The sequence below is a fragment of the Halopseudomonas yangmingensis genome (genome assembly GCF_900114825.1).
Taxonomy (GTDB): Bacteria; Pseudomonadota; Gammaproteobacteria; order Pseudomonadales; family Pseudomonadaceae; genus Halopseudomonas; species Halopseudomonas yangmingensis.
In genome coordinates this window covers 1-18,009 of record NZ_FOUI01000004.1, presented here as the reverse complement: position 1 = coordinate 18,009, position 18,009 = coordinate 1, and the positions used below count along the sequence as shown (strand labels likewise).

The window sequence follows — 18,009 nt, the reverse complement described above, 5'->3', positions numbered from 1 at the left end:
CTCTGATGGCCCTGTTGCGCATTACCTCGCCGCACGCCCTGGGCAACAACCGCACACGTAACCTGATGCTCTGGGTGCTGGCGGCGATGCTGCCGGGGATTGCCGTGATGACCTGGCTGTTCGGCTGGGGCACGCTGATCAACCTGACCCTGGCGAGCCTCTTTGCACTGGCCTTTGAAGCCGTTCTGCTGCGGCTGCGCCAGCGTCCGGTGGGTTTTTTCCTGGGCGACGGCAGTGCGCTGGTAACCGCCTGGCTTCTGGCCGTGGCACTGCCGGCCTATGCCCCCTGGTGGCTGGTGCTGGTCGCGGTGGGCTTTGCCATGCTGTTCGGCAAGCACCTGTATGGCGGCCTTGGCCAGAACCCGTTCAACCCGGCAATGCTTGGTTACGCCGTGGTGCTGGTGTCCTTCCCGCTGGAAATGACCAGTTGGCCAGCCTGGCGCGGCATCGAGCAGGTGCTGCCCGAGCTGCAGTCAACCCTGGGGCTGCTGGAGGGTCTGCAACGGGTATTCACACCCGGCGCCCTGGCGCTGGACGGCTGGACCCTGGCCACCCCGCTGGATGTGATGAAGAACAACAACAGCCTGACGGTGGCTGAACTGCAGGCCGCCCAGCCGGTGTTCGGCCTGCTCTCCGGTTACGGCTGGGAGTGGGTCAGCCTGGCCTGGCTGCTCGGTGGTGCCGTGTTGCTGTGGAAGCGCGTGTTCAGCTGGCATGCGCCGGTCGGCATGCTCGGTGCGCTGCTGCTGATGAGCCTGCTGTTCTGGAACGGCTCCGGCTCCAACTCCAACGGCTCGCCGCTATTCCACCTGCTGGGTGGCGCGACCATGCTCGGTGCCTTCTTTATCATCACCGACCCGGTGTCCGGCGCCACCAGCAAGCTCGGCCGCCTGCTGTTCGGCGCCGGGGTCGGCGTGCTGGTCTACATTATCCGCGTGTGGGGCAGCTACCCGGATGCCGTGGCCTTCGCCGTGCTGCTGATGAACCTGGCAGCACCGACACTCGACTACTACACCACCCCGCGCACCTATGGCCACCGCAAGGCCGAGCGCGGCATGAGTAAGGTGGACTGATGAGCGACGCACAGACAGACATCGGCACCGGCCGCTCGGTGATGCGCAACAGCCTGATCCTCGGGCTGTTCGCGATGGCCACCGTGGGACTGATCGCCTTTACCCAACTGGGCACCGCCGAGCGCATTGCCAGTGAGCAGCGCCGCGTGCAACTCAGCGCCCTTAACGAAATCCTGCCGCACCAGCTGCATGACAATGACCTGCTGCAGGATGCCTTCGTGATCGACGACCAGCCACTGCTGAACCTGCGTAAACCCGCCGAAGCCTGGCGCAGCCGGCTGGATGGCCAGGTCAACGCGGTGATCCTGCCGGTAATTGCCCCGGATGGCTACAGCGGTCGCATCGACCTGCTGGTCGGCATCATGGCCGATGGCAGCCTGGCCGGTGTGCGCGTATTGAATCACCGCGAAACCCCCGGCCTCGGCGACAAGATCGAGCGTACCAAGAGTGACTGGGTACTCGACTTCAATGGCAAGAGCCTGATGCTGCCGGCCGCCGACGGTTGGGCAGTACGCAAGGATGGCGGTGAGTTTGACCAGTTCACCGGCGCCACCATCACCCCGCGGGCAATAGTCCAGGCGGTCTACCGTGCGCTGCAGTACTTCGAGAACAACCGTGAGCAGCTGCTGCTGAGCACGCCCGACGCCGAGGAATCAGCCGATGGCCAGCACTGATCTGAAAAGCATTACCGCCGACGGGCTCTGGCACAACAACCCGGGGCTGGTCCAGCTGCTTGGGCTGTGCCCGCTGCTGGGCGTCAGCAGCACCACGGTGAACGCCCTCGGGCTGGGGCTGGCGACCATTCTGGTACTGGTCGGCTCGAATGCGGCGGTGTCCCTGATCCGCAACGCGGTGACCGACGCCGTGCGCCTGCCGGCCTTTGTGATGATCATCGCCGCGCTGGTGACCTGTACCGAGCTGCTGATGCAGGCGTTCACCTTCGAGCTGTACCAGATCCTCGGCATCTTTATCCCGCTGATCGTCACCAACTGCGCGATCCTCGGCCGTGCCGACGCCTATGCCTCCAAGCATCCGCTGCTGCCGGCGATGACCGATGGCCTGATGATGGGACTGGGCTTTGCCCTGGTGCTGCTGGTGCTCGGCATGCTGCGCGAACTGGTGGGCTACGGCACCCTGTTCAGCGGCATGGACCTGTTGCTCGGCCCGATTGCCGCCGACTGGAAGCTGGTGGTATTCAGCAATTACAAGGAAGTGCTGTTCGTCATCCTGCCGCCCGGCGCCTTTGTCTTTATGGGCCTGCTGATCGCCGCAAAGAACCTGATCGACAGCCACATCAAGGCACGTCAGGCCGCGCTGGCGGCCAAGCCAATGGCCGGCAGCAAGCGGGTCCGGGTGACCGGCACTATCAGCTGAGGATTGCTGTCGCGAACAGGCCACTCAGGCCTGTTCGTTCTCCTTGCGCCGCTTGAAGCGGTTACCCATACGCACACCCACATCCATCAGAAACTGCGTGTACCCATCCTGATCCTTGATCACCTCGCGCCAGAACGGCGAGTGGTGCATGGACATGGCACCATGCACCAGGGCCCAGGCTGCGCAGTAATGGAAATAGGCTGGCACATTCTCCAGCGAGCCCTCTTCGATCCGCTGCTGGATCACGCCAGTCAGGTGGTTGAAGTTGGAAGCCCGGATACCGTGCAGCTCCTCAACCAGATCCGGCAACTGATTGGCCTTGACCACCTTTTCTTCCAGACGGTCGAACAACCGGTAGCGCTCCGGATCACTCATACGAAAGGCAAAGTACTCGCGCGGCAGAGCCGCCTTGTCCTTGCTGATGGCATCCGAATGCAGCAGCTCAGCCAAGTCACGCTCGTAATCGAGCATCAGGCGAAGATAGATTTCCGCCTTGGACTTGAAGTGCTTGTAGATGGTGCCCTTACCGATACCCACTTCGTCGGCAATCATTTCCACGGTCACGCTGTCCTCACCCTGCTCAAGGAACAGCTTCAGCGCGGTATCGAGGATTTCCTGTTCGCGACGGCGAAACTCGCGGACCTTGCGTGATTCTTTCTGCATTGAACTACCCGATGACAAACTGGCTGAGATGCGCATTATACGCGAAAAACATGACCAGCCATCCAGCACTGTTATCAAAATGACCGGTAGTACCCAAACCGGTTTTGTCCCGGTGCGCCGCTTGACCCGGTGCGCAGCCATGCCATGCTGTACGGTCGAAAATGCCAGCAGCACAAGGATATCCTGCATGCGTCAGCACGCTTCATGGGCCACTGAATTTCCACAGACACCCGGCCTCATCTACCTCAACCATGCCGCCGTAGCCCCCTGGCCGCAACGCGCAGCGCAGGCAGTCTGCCGGTTTGCCGCAGAGAACGTAGCCCAGGGTGCCGCAGACTACCCGCGCTGGGCCAGTCAGGAAAAACACCTGCGTGAACAGCTTCGTCAACTGCTGAATGCGCCGTCCAGTGAAGACATTGCGCTGGTCAAGAACACCTCTGAAGCCCTGTCCTTCGTTGCCGCCGGACTCGACTGGCACCAGGGAGACGAAGTGCTGATCAGCGACCAGGAGTTCCCCTCCAACCGTATCGTCTGGGAAGCACTGGCCCCGCAGGGCGTTACCCTGCGCCGGGAAAGTCTGTCAGTAGATGACCCCGAGGCCGCGCTGATCAATGCCATGGGGCCGCGCACCCGCTTGCTATCCATCAGTTCGGTGCAGTATGCCAGCGGCCTGCGTCTGGACCTGCAACGGCTCGGGCAGGCCTGTCGCCAACGGGGCATCCTGTTCTGCGTGGATGCCATCCAATCGCTGGGCGCACACCACTTTGATGTTCAGCAAATCGACTGTGACTTCGCCATGGCTGACGGCCACAAATGGCTGCTGGGCCCGGAAGGACTCGGCGTTTTCTACTGCCGCGCCGAACGGCGCGAACAGCTAAAACCCAGCCAGTTCGGCTGGCATATGGTAGAAGCCATGGGCGACTACGACCGGGAGGACTGGACAGCGGCCGCCAGTGCCCGTCGTTATGAGCCGGGCAGCCCCAATATGCTGGCCCAACAGGCACTGTCGGCCAGCCTTGGCCTGCTGCTGGAAACGGGCATGACTGAGGTAGAAGCCGCCCTGGCAGAACGCATCGACTGGCTGCATCAGGCACTCGCCCGTCAACCAGGACTGCGCCTGTTAAGTCCCGCCGAACCTGAGCGGCGAGCCGGCATACTGACCTTCCATCTGGAGGGCGTCGACCATGTCGCACTTGTGCAGCGACTGCGCCAGCAGCAACTGGTCTGTGCTGCCCGCGGCGGCGGCCTGCGCTGGTCACCGCACTTTTATACACCAGCAGAGCAACTGGAGCAGGCGCTGGTGGTGCTTGAACGCTGCGTGCAGGCACCCGGCTGATCTTCAAGCAAACCAACAGATACAAGCGAAGCCCGATTGATAGCAAATCGTTTCAACAACAGAGAATTTGACGCTGGACAAGTCTGGTATCTGGTCAATACTGAGCATGCCGGTGACGAAAACTCTCCCCCGTCCTCGTTACCGGCAGCAGGCAATTCGGCAGCATGGGTGTTGCCTGTATCACTCCTAATGGTCTTGACCCGGATTCGTCCCCCTGAATTCGGGTTTTTTTTGCCCAAAAAAAACCCGGACTCTTTCGAATCCGGGATATTGCAGCCTTTTACCTGGAGCCGGAAGCAGACGCTTTCAGCTCAGGCAGTAAAGATCTCGATCAGCGTACACCGGCTGAACGCAGAGCGGTCGGCGTGAACTCGTTGTAGGTGTAGCTACCACCATACACGGGCGCAGAGCTCTCCTCGTTGAACAGGCCCAGGGCAATGTAACGACCGGCGAGCAGGTCATACAGGGTTTCCAGCGCGTAGGCCGGAATCTGGTCGCGGTAATGATGGACGATATGCCCCTCACCCACGCGCCACAGGGTACCGCGACCGTCGTAGTGATCGGCCAGGGTAATCATCCAGGAGTCCTCGTCCATAAAGAAGTTACGCTGGGCATAGATATGACGCATACCTTGCTTCACGTCGCCCTGCACTTCCCATACACGGTGCAACTCGAAACGCGTGTGCTCCGGATTGACGTGGCCAGCCTTGATGATGTCGTCATACTTCAGCGACGGGCTGCTCAGGTTGCTGTTGTAGGGGACAAAAATTTCCTTCTTGCCAACCAGTTTCCAGTCGTAACGATCAGGCGCACCACTGTACATGGCGAAGTTGTCAGTCGTACGCATGCCATCGGACGCCGTGCCCGGGCCGTCGTAGGCTACCTGCGGCGCGCGGCGAACACGTCGCTGACCCGCATTGTAAACCCACGCCATACGCGGCTCCTTGAGCTGGTCCAGGGTGTCGTGTACCAGCAGCACGTTACCCGCCAGACGAGCCGGTGCATTCACCCGCTGCTTGAAATACAGCAGGATGTTGGCGGCCGCATTCAGGTCCACGTCCGGCATAAACTCCGGATAGGCCACATCCTCTTCCATCTTGATGACGGTGTAGGAGCCATTGACTTGCGGCATGACCTGGATATAAGAGCGCTTGATGTTCTGGCGATAGCGGGTCAGGTGGTTCCACACCACTTCGGCACCCGACTTGGGAATCGGGAAAGCGAAATTGCTGTGGCTGAAGTTTTCAATACCGTCACCATTGTTCACCAGGCGTGCCTGACCAGCCTTGGCCTTGACCTGGTCATATACCGACTGCGGATAACCGACGGTACGGTGGCTCTGGTAAACCGGCATCCGGAAGCTGTCCGGGTAACGCTGGAACATCGCCTTCTGACCCGGGGTCAGGTTGTCGGCGTACTGCTCATAGTTCTGCGCCGTGATAACAAACAGCGGCTGCTCGTCAGCATAGGGATTGCTGAGGAAGTTACGGCTGTCGGCAGTACCCGCATCTACCGGCAGGCCACCGGTCCACTCGGGAATGGTGCCAGCCGCGTTACCGGCGCGCTCGGCACCAACCGGGGTCAATGTGCTACCCAGCTGATCGATTTCTGCCTGACTCAGGGACTGGGCGCTGACCGTGGCAGCCAGCAGGGAAAGTGCCAGACCGCCGGCACCGATTAACAGGTTTTTGATTGTCATTATTGTAGTCTCCAGGTGTCTTGGGCTCAGAAGCTCATGCCAACGCTGACTGCAGCGAAGTCACGATCAACCAGGGTGTTGTACTTGCCATCAAAGAAGTTGGTATAGCTGAGGCTGGCGTTGTACTTGTTGCCGTAATCGGCATTCACACCAATGCTCACCGACTTGGCGTTCTCGGTGAAGTTCGGGCTGTAGCCCTCGACATCGTGCGAGAAGGCCAGATTCGGCGTCAGGTTGATACCGGCAATCACGTTGCTGTACTCCAGGCTGGCGCGCAGGCGGTAGCCCCAGGAGAAGCTGGTGAAGTAACCATCGTTTTCACACCAGCTGCTGGCCTTGGGTGACCGATCAGCAGGCGGAGTCTCATGCAAATGCGAGCATCGTCCATTGATATCCGGACTTTGACCAAACAATGCATCACGTCCAAACTTGGTCTTGCCATTGCTGTTGCTGATCCCAGCGATATAGTTGGCACCGATCTCACCCACCAGCGACAGGCGATCAGCTGCCATGACACGGTCAACAAAATGCACAGCACTTAGCGAAGCCTGCCAAAACTCCTTGCGCTCATAGCCAGAAATTGTGGAGCCTGCAGACACACCCGCCAGACCACGATGAGTGTTGTCATCGTTAGTTGGCCCCTTAAGCGCACTCGCCAGGGCAGTACGACTCATATCGCCAGTATTGATCTGCAGTGGCATGTTTGGGCGATAGCTCAGTTCACCCGCTACAGAAGCACCTGCCACATCAGTCTGGAAGCTGGCGCCATAGAGACGAATATCTTCCGGATACTCAAGGAAATACCCCCCGGGTGTCGGATGGCGGGTCGCCGGATTTAGATCCCCTTTAATGTTTGAATAGTTAGGCGTACGGCTATGGTAGTTAAGGAAGAACAACCCAAACTCAGTATCGTTTAGCTCTGGCATAAACTTACGGAAGGCCACACCAAACTGGCCATCATCCCGCGCATCCTTATCTTTGCTGACTCTGTCGATGTAACTAAAAGGATTCTCCTTTCCTTGCGCCATGTCCATACCGCTAACTATCAGACGGGCATTACAACCCTTAGCCAGCACATCCGTAGCAAAGAAAGTCCCGCAGTTATCCACTACGGTCGGCGCCCACTTCAGCTGATAGAAGGCTTCCATGCTCAGGGTATCGGTCAGGCCCTGGGACAGGTACAGCATCTCGACCGGCAGCAGGCCTTCTTTCAGCTCGGCACCCGGACGACGGAAAGCGGACACGTCGATGGGGTTGATCGAGTTGATGCCATTCTGGATAAAGACACCCTCACCCCAGCTGACCACCTGGCGACCCAGGCGCACGTTGCCGGGATTATTACCAATCGAGTAATTGTGATAAACGAAGGCATCCAGCAGCTGTACACCGGAACCTTTCTGCAGCGGGTTGCGACCCTTGTCGCTGATGTCATAGAAACGCTGGCTGCCGTCCTTGGTCTCAAAGTCGTACCAGTAGTTGCCACGCAGGAAGGCACCAGAGTCACCATAGCGCAGCTCAAGGTCATGTGAGCCCTTGAAGATCTTGGAGAAGAAATCACCTTTCTTGTAGTTCAGCTTGCCGTCATCCGAGGTGCGCGATGCAGCCTGGCCACCAATCAGGTTGCCCTTGCTGTCGCGGGTTGCGGTATGGATGAAACGCTTGTCCGGATTGGCGGTGGACATGCTCGCGCCGATCGACAGCTGCGAGTCGAACTGACCATCCAGTTCACCCCAGGAAAAATTGGCGGCGTTGGCGGCACCGGCAAAGCTGACCAGGCCAATGGCCAACGGCAAGGCAGCACGCTGCCAGGTACGATTTGTTTTTGTCATTCTACTGCTCCGTTTGGGTAATCACGCCCCTGAACCCGGATTCAGGGCGGGGACGGCGGCAGTCTGGCATGACAGCAGCGGCTCTCTCTTGCCATTTGCGGCCAATTCGTTTTACCGTTGCGGCCACAAAACCGGCAACAATGTCCGATCAAGACAAGAAATATCGAAAAATATACCACCCGTGCCGCGCATGACTTTCAGGAGCAAGCTGCAGGATGCATCACCAGCCAGCACAGCAAGATCACCCGGCAACCGGCGGGCATGACTGGTGGCGAACCGCACTGGGCAACGCACTCCAGCATTACGGGCTTACCCCGGAGACGCTCGGACATTATTGCGGACAGCGTCCTGCCGGCAGCCTGCTCAGCCCGGATGACAACCGGGAACTATGGTCACGGGCCTGCCGGGATGCCGACGACCCCCTACTGGGGCTTCGCCTGCACCGCCTCAGTCTGCCGGCCCCTATCCTCGCCCTGCAGTTTGCCTGTCTTACCAGCGCCAGCCTTGGCCAGGCCATCGACTGCCTGATCGAGCATGCCGAGCTGTTCAGCCCCGGTTTGCAGATTCGTCACAGCACCGCTAACCGACTGACCTGTCAATCCGACCAGCCCTTGCCTGCCCCCCTGCAAGACGCCATCAGCGGCTACCTGTGCAGACTGCTGCAACAACTGTCACCCCTGCAGCCACTGGTAGAAGCAATTACCCTAGGGCATGCCCATCAGGACCGGCAGGCAGCCAGTCGCCTGCTGGGAGCCATTCCGTTGCAACAAGGTGCCGCCTGGCAACTGACCCTGGCAGGACATGACGCCAGTGCAACACTGCAAGGCGCAGACAGCGAATTGCACCTGCAGGCACGCCAGAGCCTGCAGCTACTGCAAGAACGATTGCCTGCGCGCGAACTGTCGCAACTGGTGACCCGGCAAATTCGCCGACAACTGGGCGATCCCGGACTGAACCTGGAGCGTATTGCCCAGAGCCTGAACATCAGCCCGCGCCATCTGCGCCGAAAACTCGGCCAGCAAGGCAGCAGTTATGACCTGCTATACGACGGCATCCGTCGCGATCAGGCAGAACAACTGGTGTTACAGGGTCGCCTGTCGCTGACCAGCATTGCCTACGAACTGGGTTTCAACGGCCCGAGCAGCTTCAGTCGTGCGTTCCGGCGCTGGACCGGCAGCAGCCCGACCCGCTGGCGTGAACAACAGACTGGCAGCAGCGCTGACTGATACAACAACCTTGCGCGACGGCGGCACTGCGGCAACACTCAGAACAGCTGCAGGGAGACCGCCATGTTCAAGCAACTGAATTTTCCGATCCTTATCATCCACCCGCAAAGCGGGCAGCCCGATATCGCTGGACGGCAATTACAGGCATTGCAGGTCAGCCTGCAGCAGGAAGGCTTTGAGGTGCTGGGTGCCGCCAGCCTTGAGGAAGGACGTCTGATTGCCGAGGCCCATCGCGGCCTGTCCTGCATCCTCTTCAGCACCGACCAGCAGGACGACATCGCCGACATCCAGGCATTGTTCGCCGCTGCCCATTCGCGCTCCCCGGAATTGCCGATACTGGCCCTGAGCACCCGCCAGAGCCTGGGCAGCGAACAACTGGCCGCCCTGCGCGAACTACCCGGGCTGCGCGGCATCATCTACCTGTTCGAGGACACCCTGGCGTTTATCGCCGGGCAGATAGCGCGTACCGCACGGGCCTATCTGGCGCAATTGCTGCCACCCTTCTTCAAGGCACTGCTCAACTACACCGGACGCGCCAGCTATTCCTGGCACTCGCCCGGCCATGGCGGTGGCGTAGCCTTTCGCAAGAGTCCGGTCGGGCGAGCCTTCCATGACTTTTTTGGCGAGAACACCCTGCGTTCCGACCTGTCCGTGTCGGTACCGGGGCTGGGCTCGCTGCTGGATCACAGCGGCCCGATTGCCGAGGCCGAAAGCAACACCGCACGCATCTTTGGCGCCGACCACAGCTTCTATGTGATCAACGGCACCTCCACCGCCAACAAGATCATCTGGCACGCCTTTGTCAGCCGCGATGATGTGGTGCTGGTTGACCGCAACTGCCACAAGTCGATCCTGCATGCCATCACCATGACCGGCGCCATACCCCTGTATCTGTCCGGCTCGCGCAACGACTACGGCATCATAGGCCCGATCGACCTTGGGCAGTTCAGCCGCGACAACCTGCGCCGGCAACTGGCCGAACACCCGCTGATCGGTGATCCGGACCGACCGATCCGCCTGGCAGTGCTGACCAATTCCACCTACGACGGCCTGTGCTGCAATGCAGAGCTGCTCAAGCAGCACCTGCAGGACAGTGTCGATATCCTGCATTTCGACGAGGCCTGGTTCGGCTACGCCGCCTTCCACCCCTTCTATGCCGGTCGCCACGGCATGGGCCGCAATCATGGCTTTCCGCGCGCCAACCACCCGCTGGTGTTTGCCACCCAGTCACCGCACAAGGTACTGGCCGCGCTGTCACAGGCATCGATTATCCTCGCCGAAGACAGCAGTGAGCAGCAGCTCGACGTGCCGCGCTTCAATGAAGCCTTCATGATGCATACCTCGACCTCGCCGCATTACGGCATCATCGCCTCGATCGACGTCGCCAGCGGCATGATGGCCGGCGATCCGGGCCGCTCACTGGTACAGGAAACCCTCGACGAGGCGCTCAGCTTCCGGCGCGCCATGCGCCAGAACGACGAAGCCCTGGAGGACGGTGAATGGTGGTTCGATGTATGGGAACCGGAGCAGGCGCTGCTGCAGAGTCAGCTGCGCGCCGAGGACTGGGTACTGCAGAGCCAGGCTGACTGGCACGGCTTTGGCGAACTGCAGGAGGACTGGGTACTACTCGATCCGATCAAGGTCACCCTGTTGACCCCCGGCATCGGCGAACAGGGCCGACTGGCACACAGCGGCATCCCGGCTGCACTGGTCACTCGCTTCCTTGCCGAACGTGGACTGGTGGTGGAAAAGACCGGTCTGTATTGCTTCCTGATCCTGTTCTCGCTGGGCATCACCAAGGGCAAGTGGAGCACGCTGGTGGCCGAACTGCAGGAGTTCAAGCGCCTGTATGACAGCAACACCCCGCTGGAGCTGACCCTGCCGGGCATTGCCCGCAGCGGCCACTACCGTGGACTTGGCCTGCGTGATCTGGGTGAGCGCCTGCACGACTTTTTCAAGCGGGAGAAACTGGTCTCGGTGATGCGCCGCATCTACACCGAACTGCCACAGATGCACCTGCGCCCGGCAGACGCCTGGCAGCAACTGACCCGCGGCAAGGTCGAGGCGGTGCCCATCACTCAACTGGCAGGACGCACCAGTGCGGTAATGCTGGTGCCCTACCCGCCCGGAATACCGCTGATCATGCCCGGTGAACGCTTCCCCGAGGACAGTGACGCGCTGGGTGATTTTCTGCGAATTGCCGCCGAGCAGGACCGGTTGTTCCCTGGTTTCGAAAGTGACATTCACGGCCTGCGAGCGCAGATTCTGGAGGATGGCAGTCGTCAGCTGTGTGTCGACTGCCTGCTGGCCAACTGAGCCCCCGCCACCGGCGGGGGCTGCCAGTCAAAGACTCAGGCTGCGATTCGAGGCCTTGAGAAATTCCTGCTTGAGGTCGGCATAGCTGTGCACCGCCGGGAACTGCGGGAACTCGGCAATCACGTTGTCCGGCGCATGGAACAGAATGCCGGCATGCGCCTCGGACAGCATGGTGGTGTCATTGTATGAGTCACCGGCAGCAATCACCCGGTAATACAGGCTCTTCAGGGCAATCACCGACTGCCGCTTGGGGTCCTTCTGGCGCAGCTGATAGTCCACCACCCGGTCGGTCTCGTCGGTGATCAGACGGTGGCAGAGCAGCGTGGGAAAGCCCAGCTGACGCATCAGCGGCTGGGAAAATTCATAGAAGGTGTCCGACAGAATGACCACCTGGAAGCGCTCGCGCAGCCAGTCGACAAACTCCACCGCACCCTCCAGCGGCTTCAGCGTAGCGATTACCTGCTGAATGTCACCCAGCTTAAGACCGTGCTGATCAAGAATGCGCAGACGCTGCTTCATCAGTACGTCGTAATCAGGAATATCCCGGGTGGTCGCCTTGAGCTCCTCGATACCGGTCTTTTCGGCAAAGGCGATCCAGATTTCCGGTACCAGTACCCCTTCAAGGTCAAGGCAGGCGATTTCCACGTTGAGACTCCCGATGCATTGGATGAAATGGCCGACAATCTACCCGCTGACGGCGCCCGGCGCAATCACGCACAGCGGCGTGGCCTGCCTCAATAAACACAAAAAAGCATAAAAATATAACCAAATAAAAGAGGATGGACTAAGCAGCGCTTTGCTAGACTCGCCGGCACAGCACGCCCAGTCACAGGAAAGCCGCATGACCCACAGCCTTGATATTGCCGCCCTCGCCGACAGCTACGCCCAGCGCTCCCCGCAGGACATTCTCAAGCTGGCCATGGACAGTTTCGACAACCTGTGGCTGTCGTTCAGCGGTGCTGACGACATAGTGGTGCTGGACATGGCCTTGAAGATCAATCCCGAGGTCAAGGTATTCACCCTTGATACCGGCCGCCTGCATCCGGAGACCTACCGTTTTCTCGAGCAGGTACGCGAACACTATGGCATCGCGCTTGAGGTGCTGTCTCCCGAGCACCAGGCGCTGCAGGCGTATGTCCATGAAAAGGGACTGTTCGACTTTTTCAAGAGCGGCCATGGCGAGTGCTGCGGGATCCGCAAGATTGCCCCACTGCGGCGCAAACTGGCCGGCGTGGATGCCTGGATCACCGGCCAACGCCGCGACCAGAGTCCCGGCACCCGCAGCCATGTCCCGGTGATCGAACAGGACACCAGCTTCGGCACCGAGGCGCATCCGCTGGTCAAGTTCAACCCGCTGGCCAATTACAGCAGCGAGGATGTGTGGAACTACATCCGCATGCTGGAAATCCCCTACAACCCGCTGCATGAGCGCGGCTTCGTCAGCATCGGCTGCGAACCCTGCACCCGCCCGGTGCTGCCCAACCAGCATGAGCGCGAAGGCCGCTGGTGGTGGGAGGAAGCCATCCAGAAGGAATGCGGCCTGCATGCGGGCAATCTGATTGCCAAAAGCAGCTAAAAAGCCAACAGTTTCTAGCTACAAGCTTGCAGCTTCTTAGTGCACCGGCAAAGCTACCCCGGCAAACAGTTCATCCAGCTCCTGCCGCCCGTGGCAGGCCACTGCCTGATCGACCATCTCACGGGTCAGGTGCGGGGCGAAGGCCTGGATAAAGTCATACATAAAGCCGCGCAGGAAGGTGCCCTTGCGAAAGCCGATCTTGGTCACGCTGGGCTCGAACAGGCGACTGGCATCCAGCGCCACCAGATCACTATCCACCTGCGGATCCACCGCCATGTGCGCAACAATGCCGACGCCCAGCCCCAGCCGCACATAGGTCTTGATTACGTCGGCATCGGCCGCGGTGAACACCACCTTGGGTGACAGGCCACGGCTGCTGAAGGCGTCATCCAGCTTGGAGCGGCCGGTAAAGCCGAACACATAGGTAACCAGCGGGTACTCAGCCAACGCCTCCAGGGTCAGCTCGCCCAGTTCAGCCAATGGATGGTTGCGCGGCACAATCACGCAGCGGTTCCAGCGGTAGCAGGGCATCATCACCAGATCGGAAAACAACTCCAGCGCCTCAGTGGCGATGGCGAAATCGGCGGTGCCATCCACCGTCATTTCACAAATCTGCACCGGCGTGCCCTGGTGCATATGCAGTGACACGTCGGGATAGCGCTGCATAAAACCACTGATCACCGGCGGCAGCGCATAACGCGCCTGGGTGTGGGTGGTGGCCAGGGTCAGCGTGCCCTTGCGCTCGTTGCTGAATTCCTGGGCGATCTGCTTGATGCTCTCAACCTTGCGCAGGATTTCCCCGGCAGTGGCAATAATGCGCTCACCAGCCGGAGTAATGCGGGTCAGGTGCTTGCCGCTGCGGGAAAACACCTCAACCCCCAGCTCATCCTCCAGCAGACGAATCTGCTTGCTGATCCCCGGCTGCGAGGTATACAGACTCTGCGCAGTGGCAGACACATTGAGGTCGTGGTGGGCAACTTCCCAGATATAGCGCAGCTGCTGCAGTTTCATTGATGAAGCTCCCGAACAAATACGCACACAGCGCCGGCAGATGCGGCACCCGCGCATTTTTTATAACCAGTTGAACAGCATTGACGGCAGTTTAGATCAAATTACCGTGTACAGGTTCACTCCGTCTGTCGCTTGCCGTTACTGACGCCATGCGGGACGTGCCCGGTGGGCACCACACCCACGGCTCTCTGGCAATGCCCCTCCTGATCATCGAAAAACAGATCCGCACCAAAGGCACTCAGGAAGGAAGACTTGTCCAGCCCACCGAGAAACAGGGATTCATCCAGACGAATGTCCCACTCGCGCAGCGTGCGGATAACCCGCTCATGGGCCGGCGCGCTGCGCGCCGTGAAGAGCGCTGTGCGGATCGGGCACTCCTCAACGCCAAACTCGCGCTGAATGCGATTGAGCGCCGCCAGAAAGGGCTTGAAAGGCCCGCCAGGCAGCGGCTGGCGGGCCGCTTCCCGCTCATGCGCCTGAAAGGCCTCCAGACCGTCACGCTGGAACACCTGCTCGGACTCGTCGGAAAACAGCACCGCATCACCATCAAAAGCAATTCGCAACTCATCACTGCCCTGGCGCAACTGGCCCGAGGGCAGAATGGTAGCGGCAGCAAAACCGGCCTCCAGCGTGCTGCGGACATCCTCGGCATGGGTCGAAAGAAACAGATGACAACCAAAGGCCGGGACATAGGTGAACGGACTACGGCCACCCGCGAAGGCGGCGCGGGTAATGCCCAGCCCGTAGTGCTGTATGGAGTTGAATACGCGAAGCCCGGTATCGGCGCTGTTGCGTGACAACAGCACCACCTCTACACGCTCCTCCCCCTCCAGCAACTGGTTGATACGCAACAGCTTGTTGACCAGTGCAAAGGCCTCGCCGGGCGGCAGCGGCGAGTCCTCTCTGGCAATCTGGTATTGCCGATAGGCTTCCAACCCCTGTTCTTCGTAAACCTGATGGCTATCAGCAAGATCGAACAGTGCTCTTGAGGAAATGGCGACCACCAGCTTGTCACCCAGATGTGCAGGCATATGAAATTCCGTTGGGCGGACGGCAAACGTCCGATTGAAAGACTTGATGCGCGCGATAGTGGTTGCAGGGGTAGCCCTCGCCGGCCAGCTTGATTAAGCTTGGAACCACTTTATTTCAGGGGCGCCCGCGCCCTCACCCGTTGATGAGACCCATGATGGCAGAGAACCGTACCAACGATATCAATATCGCTTCCGCCGAAGTACTGATAACTCCGGCCGAACTGAAAAGCAAGATTCCGATGACGCCGGCCGCGGAAGCCACCGTACTGGAAAGCCGCCAGGTCATCCGCAACATTCTCGACGGCAAGGACAAGCGTCTCTTTGTGGTTATCGGCCCCTGCTCGATCCACGATATCGAGGCCGCCAAGGACTATGCCCGCCGCCTCAAGACACTGGCCGACGAAGTCAGCGACAGCCTGTATCTGGTCATGCGCGTGTATTTCGAAAAACCGCGGACCACGGTGGGCTGGAAAGGCCTGATCAACGATCCCTACATGGACGACTCATTCAAGATCGTTGACGGCCTGCATATTGGTCGGCAACTGCTGCGCGATCTGTGTGAAATGGGTCTGCCGACCGCTACCGAAGCGCTCGATCCGATCTCTCCGCAGTACCTGCAGGACCTGATCTCCTGGTCGGCCATCGGTGCCCGTACTACCGAATCGCAGACCCACCGGGAAATGTCCTCCGGCCTGTCCTGCGCAGTCGGCTTCAAAAATGGCACCGACGGCAGCCTGACCGTAGCAATCAATGCCCTGCAGTCAGTCTCCAGCCCGCACCGCTTCCTTGGCATCAACCAGGACGGTCAGGTGGCGATCATCACCACCAAGGGCAACCAGTATGGCCACGTAGTGCTGCGCGGCGGCAACGGCAAGCCGAACTACGACTCGGTCAGTGTTTCCCTGTGCGAGCGCGAACTGGAAAAAGCCAAGGTTCCGATGAACATCATGGTCGACTGCAGCCATGCCAACTCGAACAAGGATCCGGCCCTGCAACCGCTGGTAATGGACAACGTGGCCAACCAGATTGTCGAGGGCAATACCTCGATCGTCGGCCTGATGGTGGAAAGCAACATTGGTTGGGGCAACCAGCCACTGTGCAACGACCTCAACCAGCTCAAATACGGCGTATCGGTTACCGATGCCTGCATTGACTGGGAAGCCACCGAAAACAGCATCCGCAGCATGCATGCCAAGCTCAAGGGTGTACTGGGCGAGCGCCAACGCTGACCGGCCAGAGGCTCCCGCATCACGCGGGAGCCTCAAAAGCTTTTAGCACAAACCTTTTTCTCCCCGTCACACCGCCTTACCGCCAGCCATCCAACACCCCGCAAAAACTCACCCGAACGGGCGATACGCCGTCGCGCTGGCATTGCAAAGAGCCACTCACCTGATCAGGTGAAACTACCATTCGGGTGATTGACTCACTTCGCAGTTGAAACAATTCTTGTGCACAGATTGTCTGCCTATGGCGGCAATCATCAGGTTTCACCCGGCAGTCACAACAAGTACAACATTCCGACTCATGGAGCCACAATGAAACACAACATGCACAAGCTTGCCCTGTCCCTGCTCGCCACCGGCGCGCTGATGTTCTCCTCTGCTGCACTGGCCAGCAACCCGGCACCGGATACCGGTAGCGGTGACGGCAGCAGCAGCCAGTACCAGATCGGGCCGGATCCGACCGTCTCCTTCCTGGAAGCTTCCAGCGGCCCCTTTAGCGTCCGCACAAGCAACGTATCCAGCCTGGTCAGCGGCTTTGGTGGTGGCACCATTCACTACCCGACGGGTGTCAATCGCCCGATGGCCGCCATTGTGGTGATTCCCGGATTCGTTTCGGCTGAATCCTCGATTGACTGGTGGGGCCCGAAACTGGCTTCCTACGGCTTTGTCGTAATGACCATCGGCACCAACAGCGGGTTCGACCAGCCGCCGAGCCGGGCACGCCAGATCAACAATGCACTGGACTATCTGGTTGCCCAGAACACCAACAGCAGAAGCCCTGTCAACGGCATGATTGACACCAACCGTCTGGGCGCCATGGGCTGGTCGATGGGTGGCGGCGGCACTCTGCGAGTTGCCGAGGAAGGTCGTATCAAGGCTGCCATTCCGCTGGCCCCGTGGGACACTACCAGCTTCCGCAGCAACCGTACCCCAACTCTGATCTTTGCCTGCGGCTCGGACAGCATCGCTCCGGTACGGACCCACGCCTCGCCGTTCTACAACCAGATCCCGACCAGCACACCCAAGATATTCATCGAGATCAACCGCGGCAATCACTACTGCGCCAACGGTGGCAACAGCAACAACGCCACTCTCGGACGCCTTGGCGTAGCCTGGATGAAGCGCTTCCTCGACGAGGATCGTCGCTACAGCCAGTTCCTCTGCGGCCCCCGCCACACCTCCGACCGCAACATTTCGGAGTCGCGCGACACCTGTAACTTCTAAGTCCTGCCGAAGCTGGCAGACTGAGTGATCCCCGAGGCTGACACACCAGGCAGCCTCCGGGAGCCCACCTGAACTGCCAGACTGCACGTCCACCTGGGACCGCCGACTTTAGTCGGCCAGCACGGCGTAGCCGTGCGCTGGGGTATGGTGCCGGGAAGCAATACCGGGATGGTCGTCTGAAAACCAGCAGCCCTTCGGACTGCATTGCCGACTGAAGTCGGCGGTCCCAGAAAAGCACACCCTTGACCGAGCGTTGGGCGGGGAGATTGTACGGCCACTGGGACCGCCGGATTTATCCGGCCAGCACTGCAACGCAGTGCGCTGGGGTGTGGTGCCGGGAAGCAATACCGGGATGGTCGTCTGAAACCCGGCAGCCCTTTGGGCTGCATTGCCGACTGAAGTCGGCGGTCCCAGAAAAGCACACCCTT

The 18,009-nt window shown here is 60.1% G+C and carries 15 protein-coding genes; 9 read left to right on the top strand and 6 right to left on the bottom strand.

From position 1 onward, the window contains the following. Window positions 1–5: 5 nt before the first annotated feature. From rsxD to BMZ23_RS05360, 3 genes are read left to right on the top strand one after another with little or no spacing between them, the layout of a single operon-like run. On the top strand, window positions 6–1,073 hold the full coding sequence (gene rsxD, locus BMZ23_RS05370) for an electron transport complex subunit RsxD (RefSeq protein ID WP_093473713.1): 1,068 nt from the start codon (window positions 6–8) through the stop codon (window positions 1,071–1,073). Continuing rightward, complete coding sequence (gene rsxG / locus BMZ23_RS05365; RefSeq protein ID WP_093473711.1) at window positions 1,073–1,747, top strand: electron transport complex subunit RsxG; 675 nt, start codon at window positions 1,073–1,075, stop codon at window positions 1,745–1,747. Before rsxD ends, rsxG begins: the two co-directional genes overlap by 1 nt. Further along, entirely contained in the window at window positions 1,734–2,447 is a 714-nt protein-coding gene (locus BMZ23_RS05360; RefSeq protein WP_093473709.1) for an electron transport complex subunit E, read from the top strand. The genes rsxG and BMZ23_RS05360 overlap by 14 nt, the downstream gene beginning before the upstream one ends. Before the next feature lie 24 nt (window positions 2,448–2,471). Here BMZ23_RS05360 and BMZ23_RS05355 read toward each other — a convergent pair whose 3' ends face one another. After that, entirely contained in the window at window positions 2,472–3,110 is a 639-nt protein-coding gene (locus BMZ23_RS05355; protein WP_093474239.1) for a TetR/AcrR family transcriptional regulator, read from the bottom strand. A gap of 187 nt (window positions 3,111–3,297) precedes the next feature. Between BMZ23_RS05355 and BMZ23_RS05350 the strand changes: the two genes are divergently transcribed. Continuing rightward, a complete protein-coding gene (locus BMZ23_RS05350) occupies window positions 3,298–4,446 on the top strand; it encodes an aminotransferase class V-fold PLP-dependent enzyme (RefSeq protein WP_093473706.1) in 1,149 nt (382 codons plus the stop codon). 331 nt (window positions 4,447–4,777) lie between these two features. Here BMZ23_RS05350 and BMZ23_RS05345 read toward each other — a convergent pair whose 3' ends face one another. Further along, complete coding sequence (locus BMZ23_RS05345) at window positions 4,778–6,145, bottom strand: DUF1329 domain-containing protein (protein ID WP_093473704.1); 1,368 nt, start codon at window positions 6,143–6,145, stop codon at window positions 4,778–4,780. Window positions 6,146–6,171: 26 nt separating this feature from the next. After that, window positions 6,172–7,974 (bottom strand): DUF1302 domain-containing protein, encoded by a 1,803-nt coding sequence (locus tag BMZ23_RS05340; protein WP_093473702.1) that lies wholly within the window; start codon window positions 7,972–7,974, stop codon window positions 6,172–6,174. Window positions 7,975–8,189: 215 nt separating this feature from the next. Between BMZ23_RS05340 and BMZ23_RS05335 the strand changes: the two genes are divergently transcribed. Further along, window positions 8,190–9,200: an AraC family transcriptional regulator gene (locus BMZ23_RS05335; protein ID WP_093473699.1), complete on the top strand. Its 1,011-nt coding sequence runs from the start codon at window positions 8,190–8,192 to the stop codon at window positions 9,198–9,200. A 63-nt stretch (window positions 9,201–9,263) separates the two neighbouring features. Next, entirely contained in the window at window positions 9,264–11,516 is a 2,253-nt protein-coding gene (locus BMZ23_RS05330) for an Orn/Lys/Arg family decarboxylase (protein ID WP_093473697.1), read from the top strand. A 27-nt stretch (window positions 11,517–11,543) separates the two neighbouring features. Here the strand turns inward: BMZ23_RS05330 and thrH are convergent, their stop codons facing one another. Continuing rightward, the gene (gene thrH / locus BMZ23_RS05325; RefSeq protein ID WP_093473695.1) at window positions 11,544–12,161 is read right to left on the bottom strand and encodes a bifunctional phosphoserine phosphatase/homoserine phosphotransferase ThrH; all 618 of its coding nucleotides are present in this window, start codon (window positions 12,159–12,161) and stop codon (window positions 11,544–11,546) included. Between the two features lie 151 nt (window positions 12,162–12,312). On the opposite strand from thrH, the gene BMZ23_RS05320 reads away from it, so the two are divergent. Beyond that, a complete protein-coding gene (locus tag BMZ23_RS05320; protein ID WP_281242302.1) occupies window positions 12,313–13,092 on the top strand; it encodes a phosphoadenylyl-sulfate reductase in 780 nt (259 codons plus the stop codon). 36 nt (window positions 13,093–13,128) lie between these two features. Here the strand turns inward: BMZ23_RS05320 and cysB are convergent, their stop codons facing one another. Then, window positions 13,129–14,103 (bottom strand): HTH-type transcriptional regulator CysB, encoded by a 975-nt coding sequence (gene cysB / locus BMZ23_RS05315; protein ID WP_093473691.1) that lies wholly within the window; start codon window positions 14,101–14,103, stop codon window positions 13,129–13,131. Between the two features lie 116 nt (window positions 14,104–14,219). Beyond that, a complete protein-coding gene (locus tag BMZ23_RS05310) occupies window positions 14,220–15,134 on the bottom strand; it encodes a 5'-nucleotidase (RefSeq protein WP_093473689.1) in 915 nt (304 codons plus the stop codon). Between the two features lie 155 nt (window positions 15,135–15,289). Between BMZ23_RS05310 and BMZ23_RS05305 the strand changes: the two genes are divergently transcribed. Beyond that, entirely contained in the window at window positions 15,290–16,363 is a 1,074-nt protein-coding gene (locus BMZ23_RS05305; RefSeq protein ID WP_093473687.1) for a 3-deoxy-7-phosphoheptulonate synthase, read from the top strand. 306 nt (window positions 16,364–16,669) lie between these two features. Continuing rightward, entirely contained in the window at window positions 16,670–17,581 is a 912-nt protein-coding gene (locus BMZ23_RS05300) for an alpha/beta hydrolase family protein (RefSeq protein WP_093473685.1), read from the top strand. Window positions 17,582–18,009 lie beyond the last annotated feature (428 nt).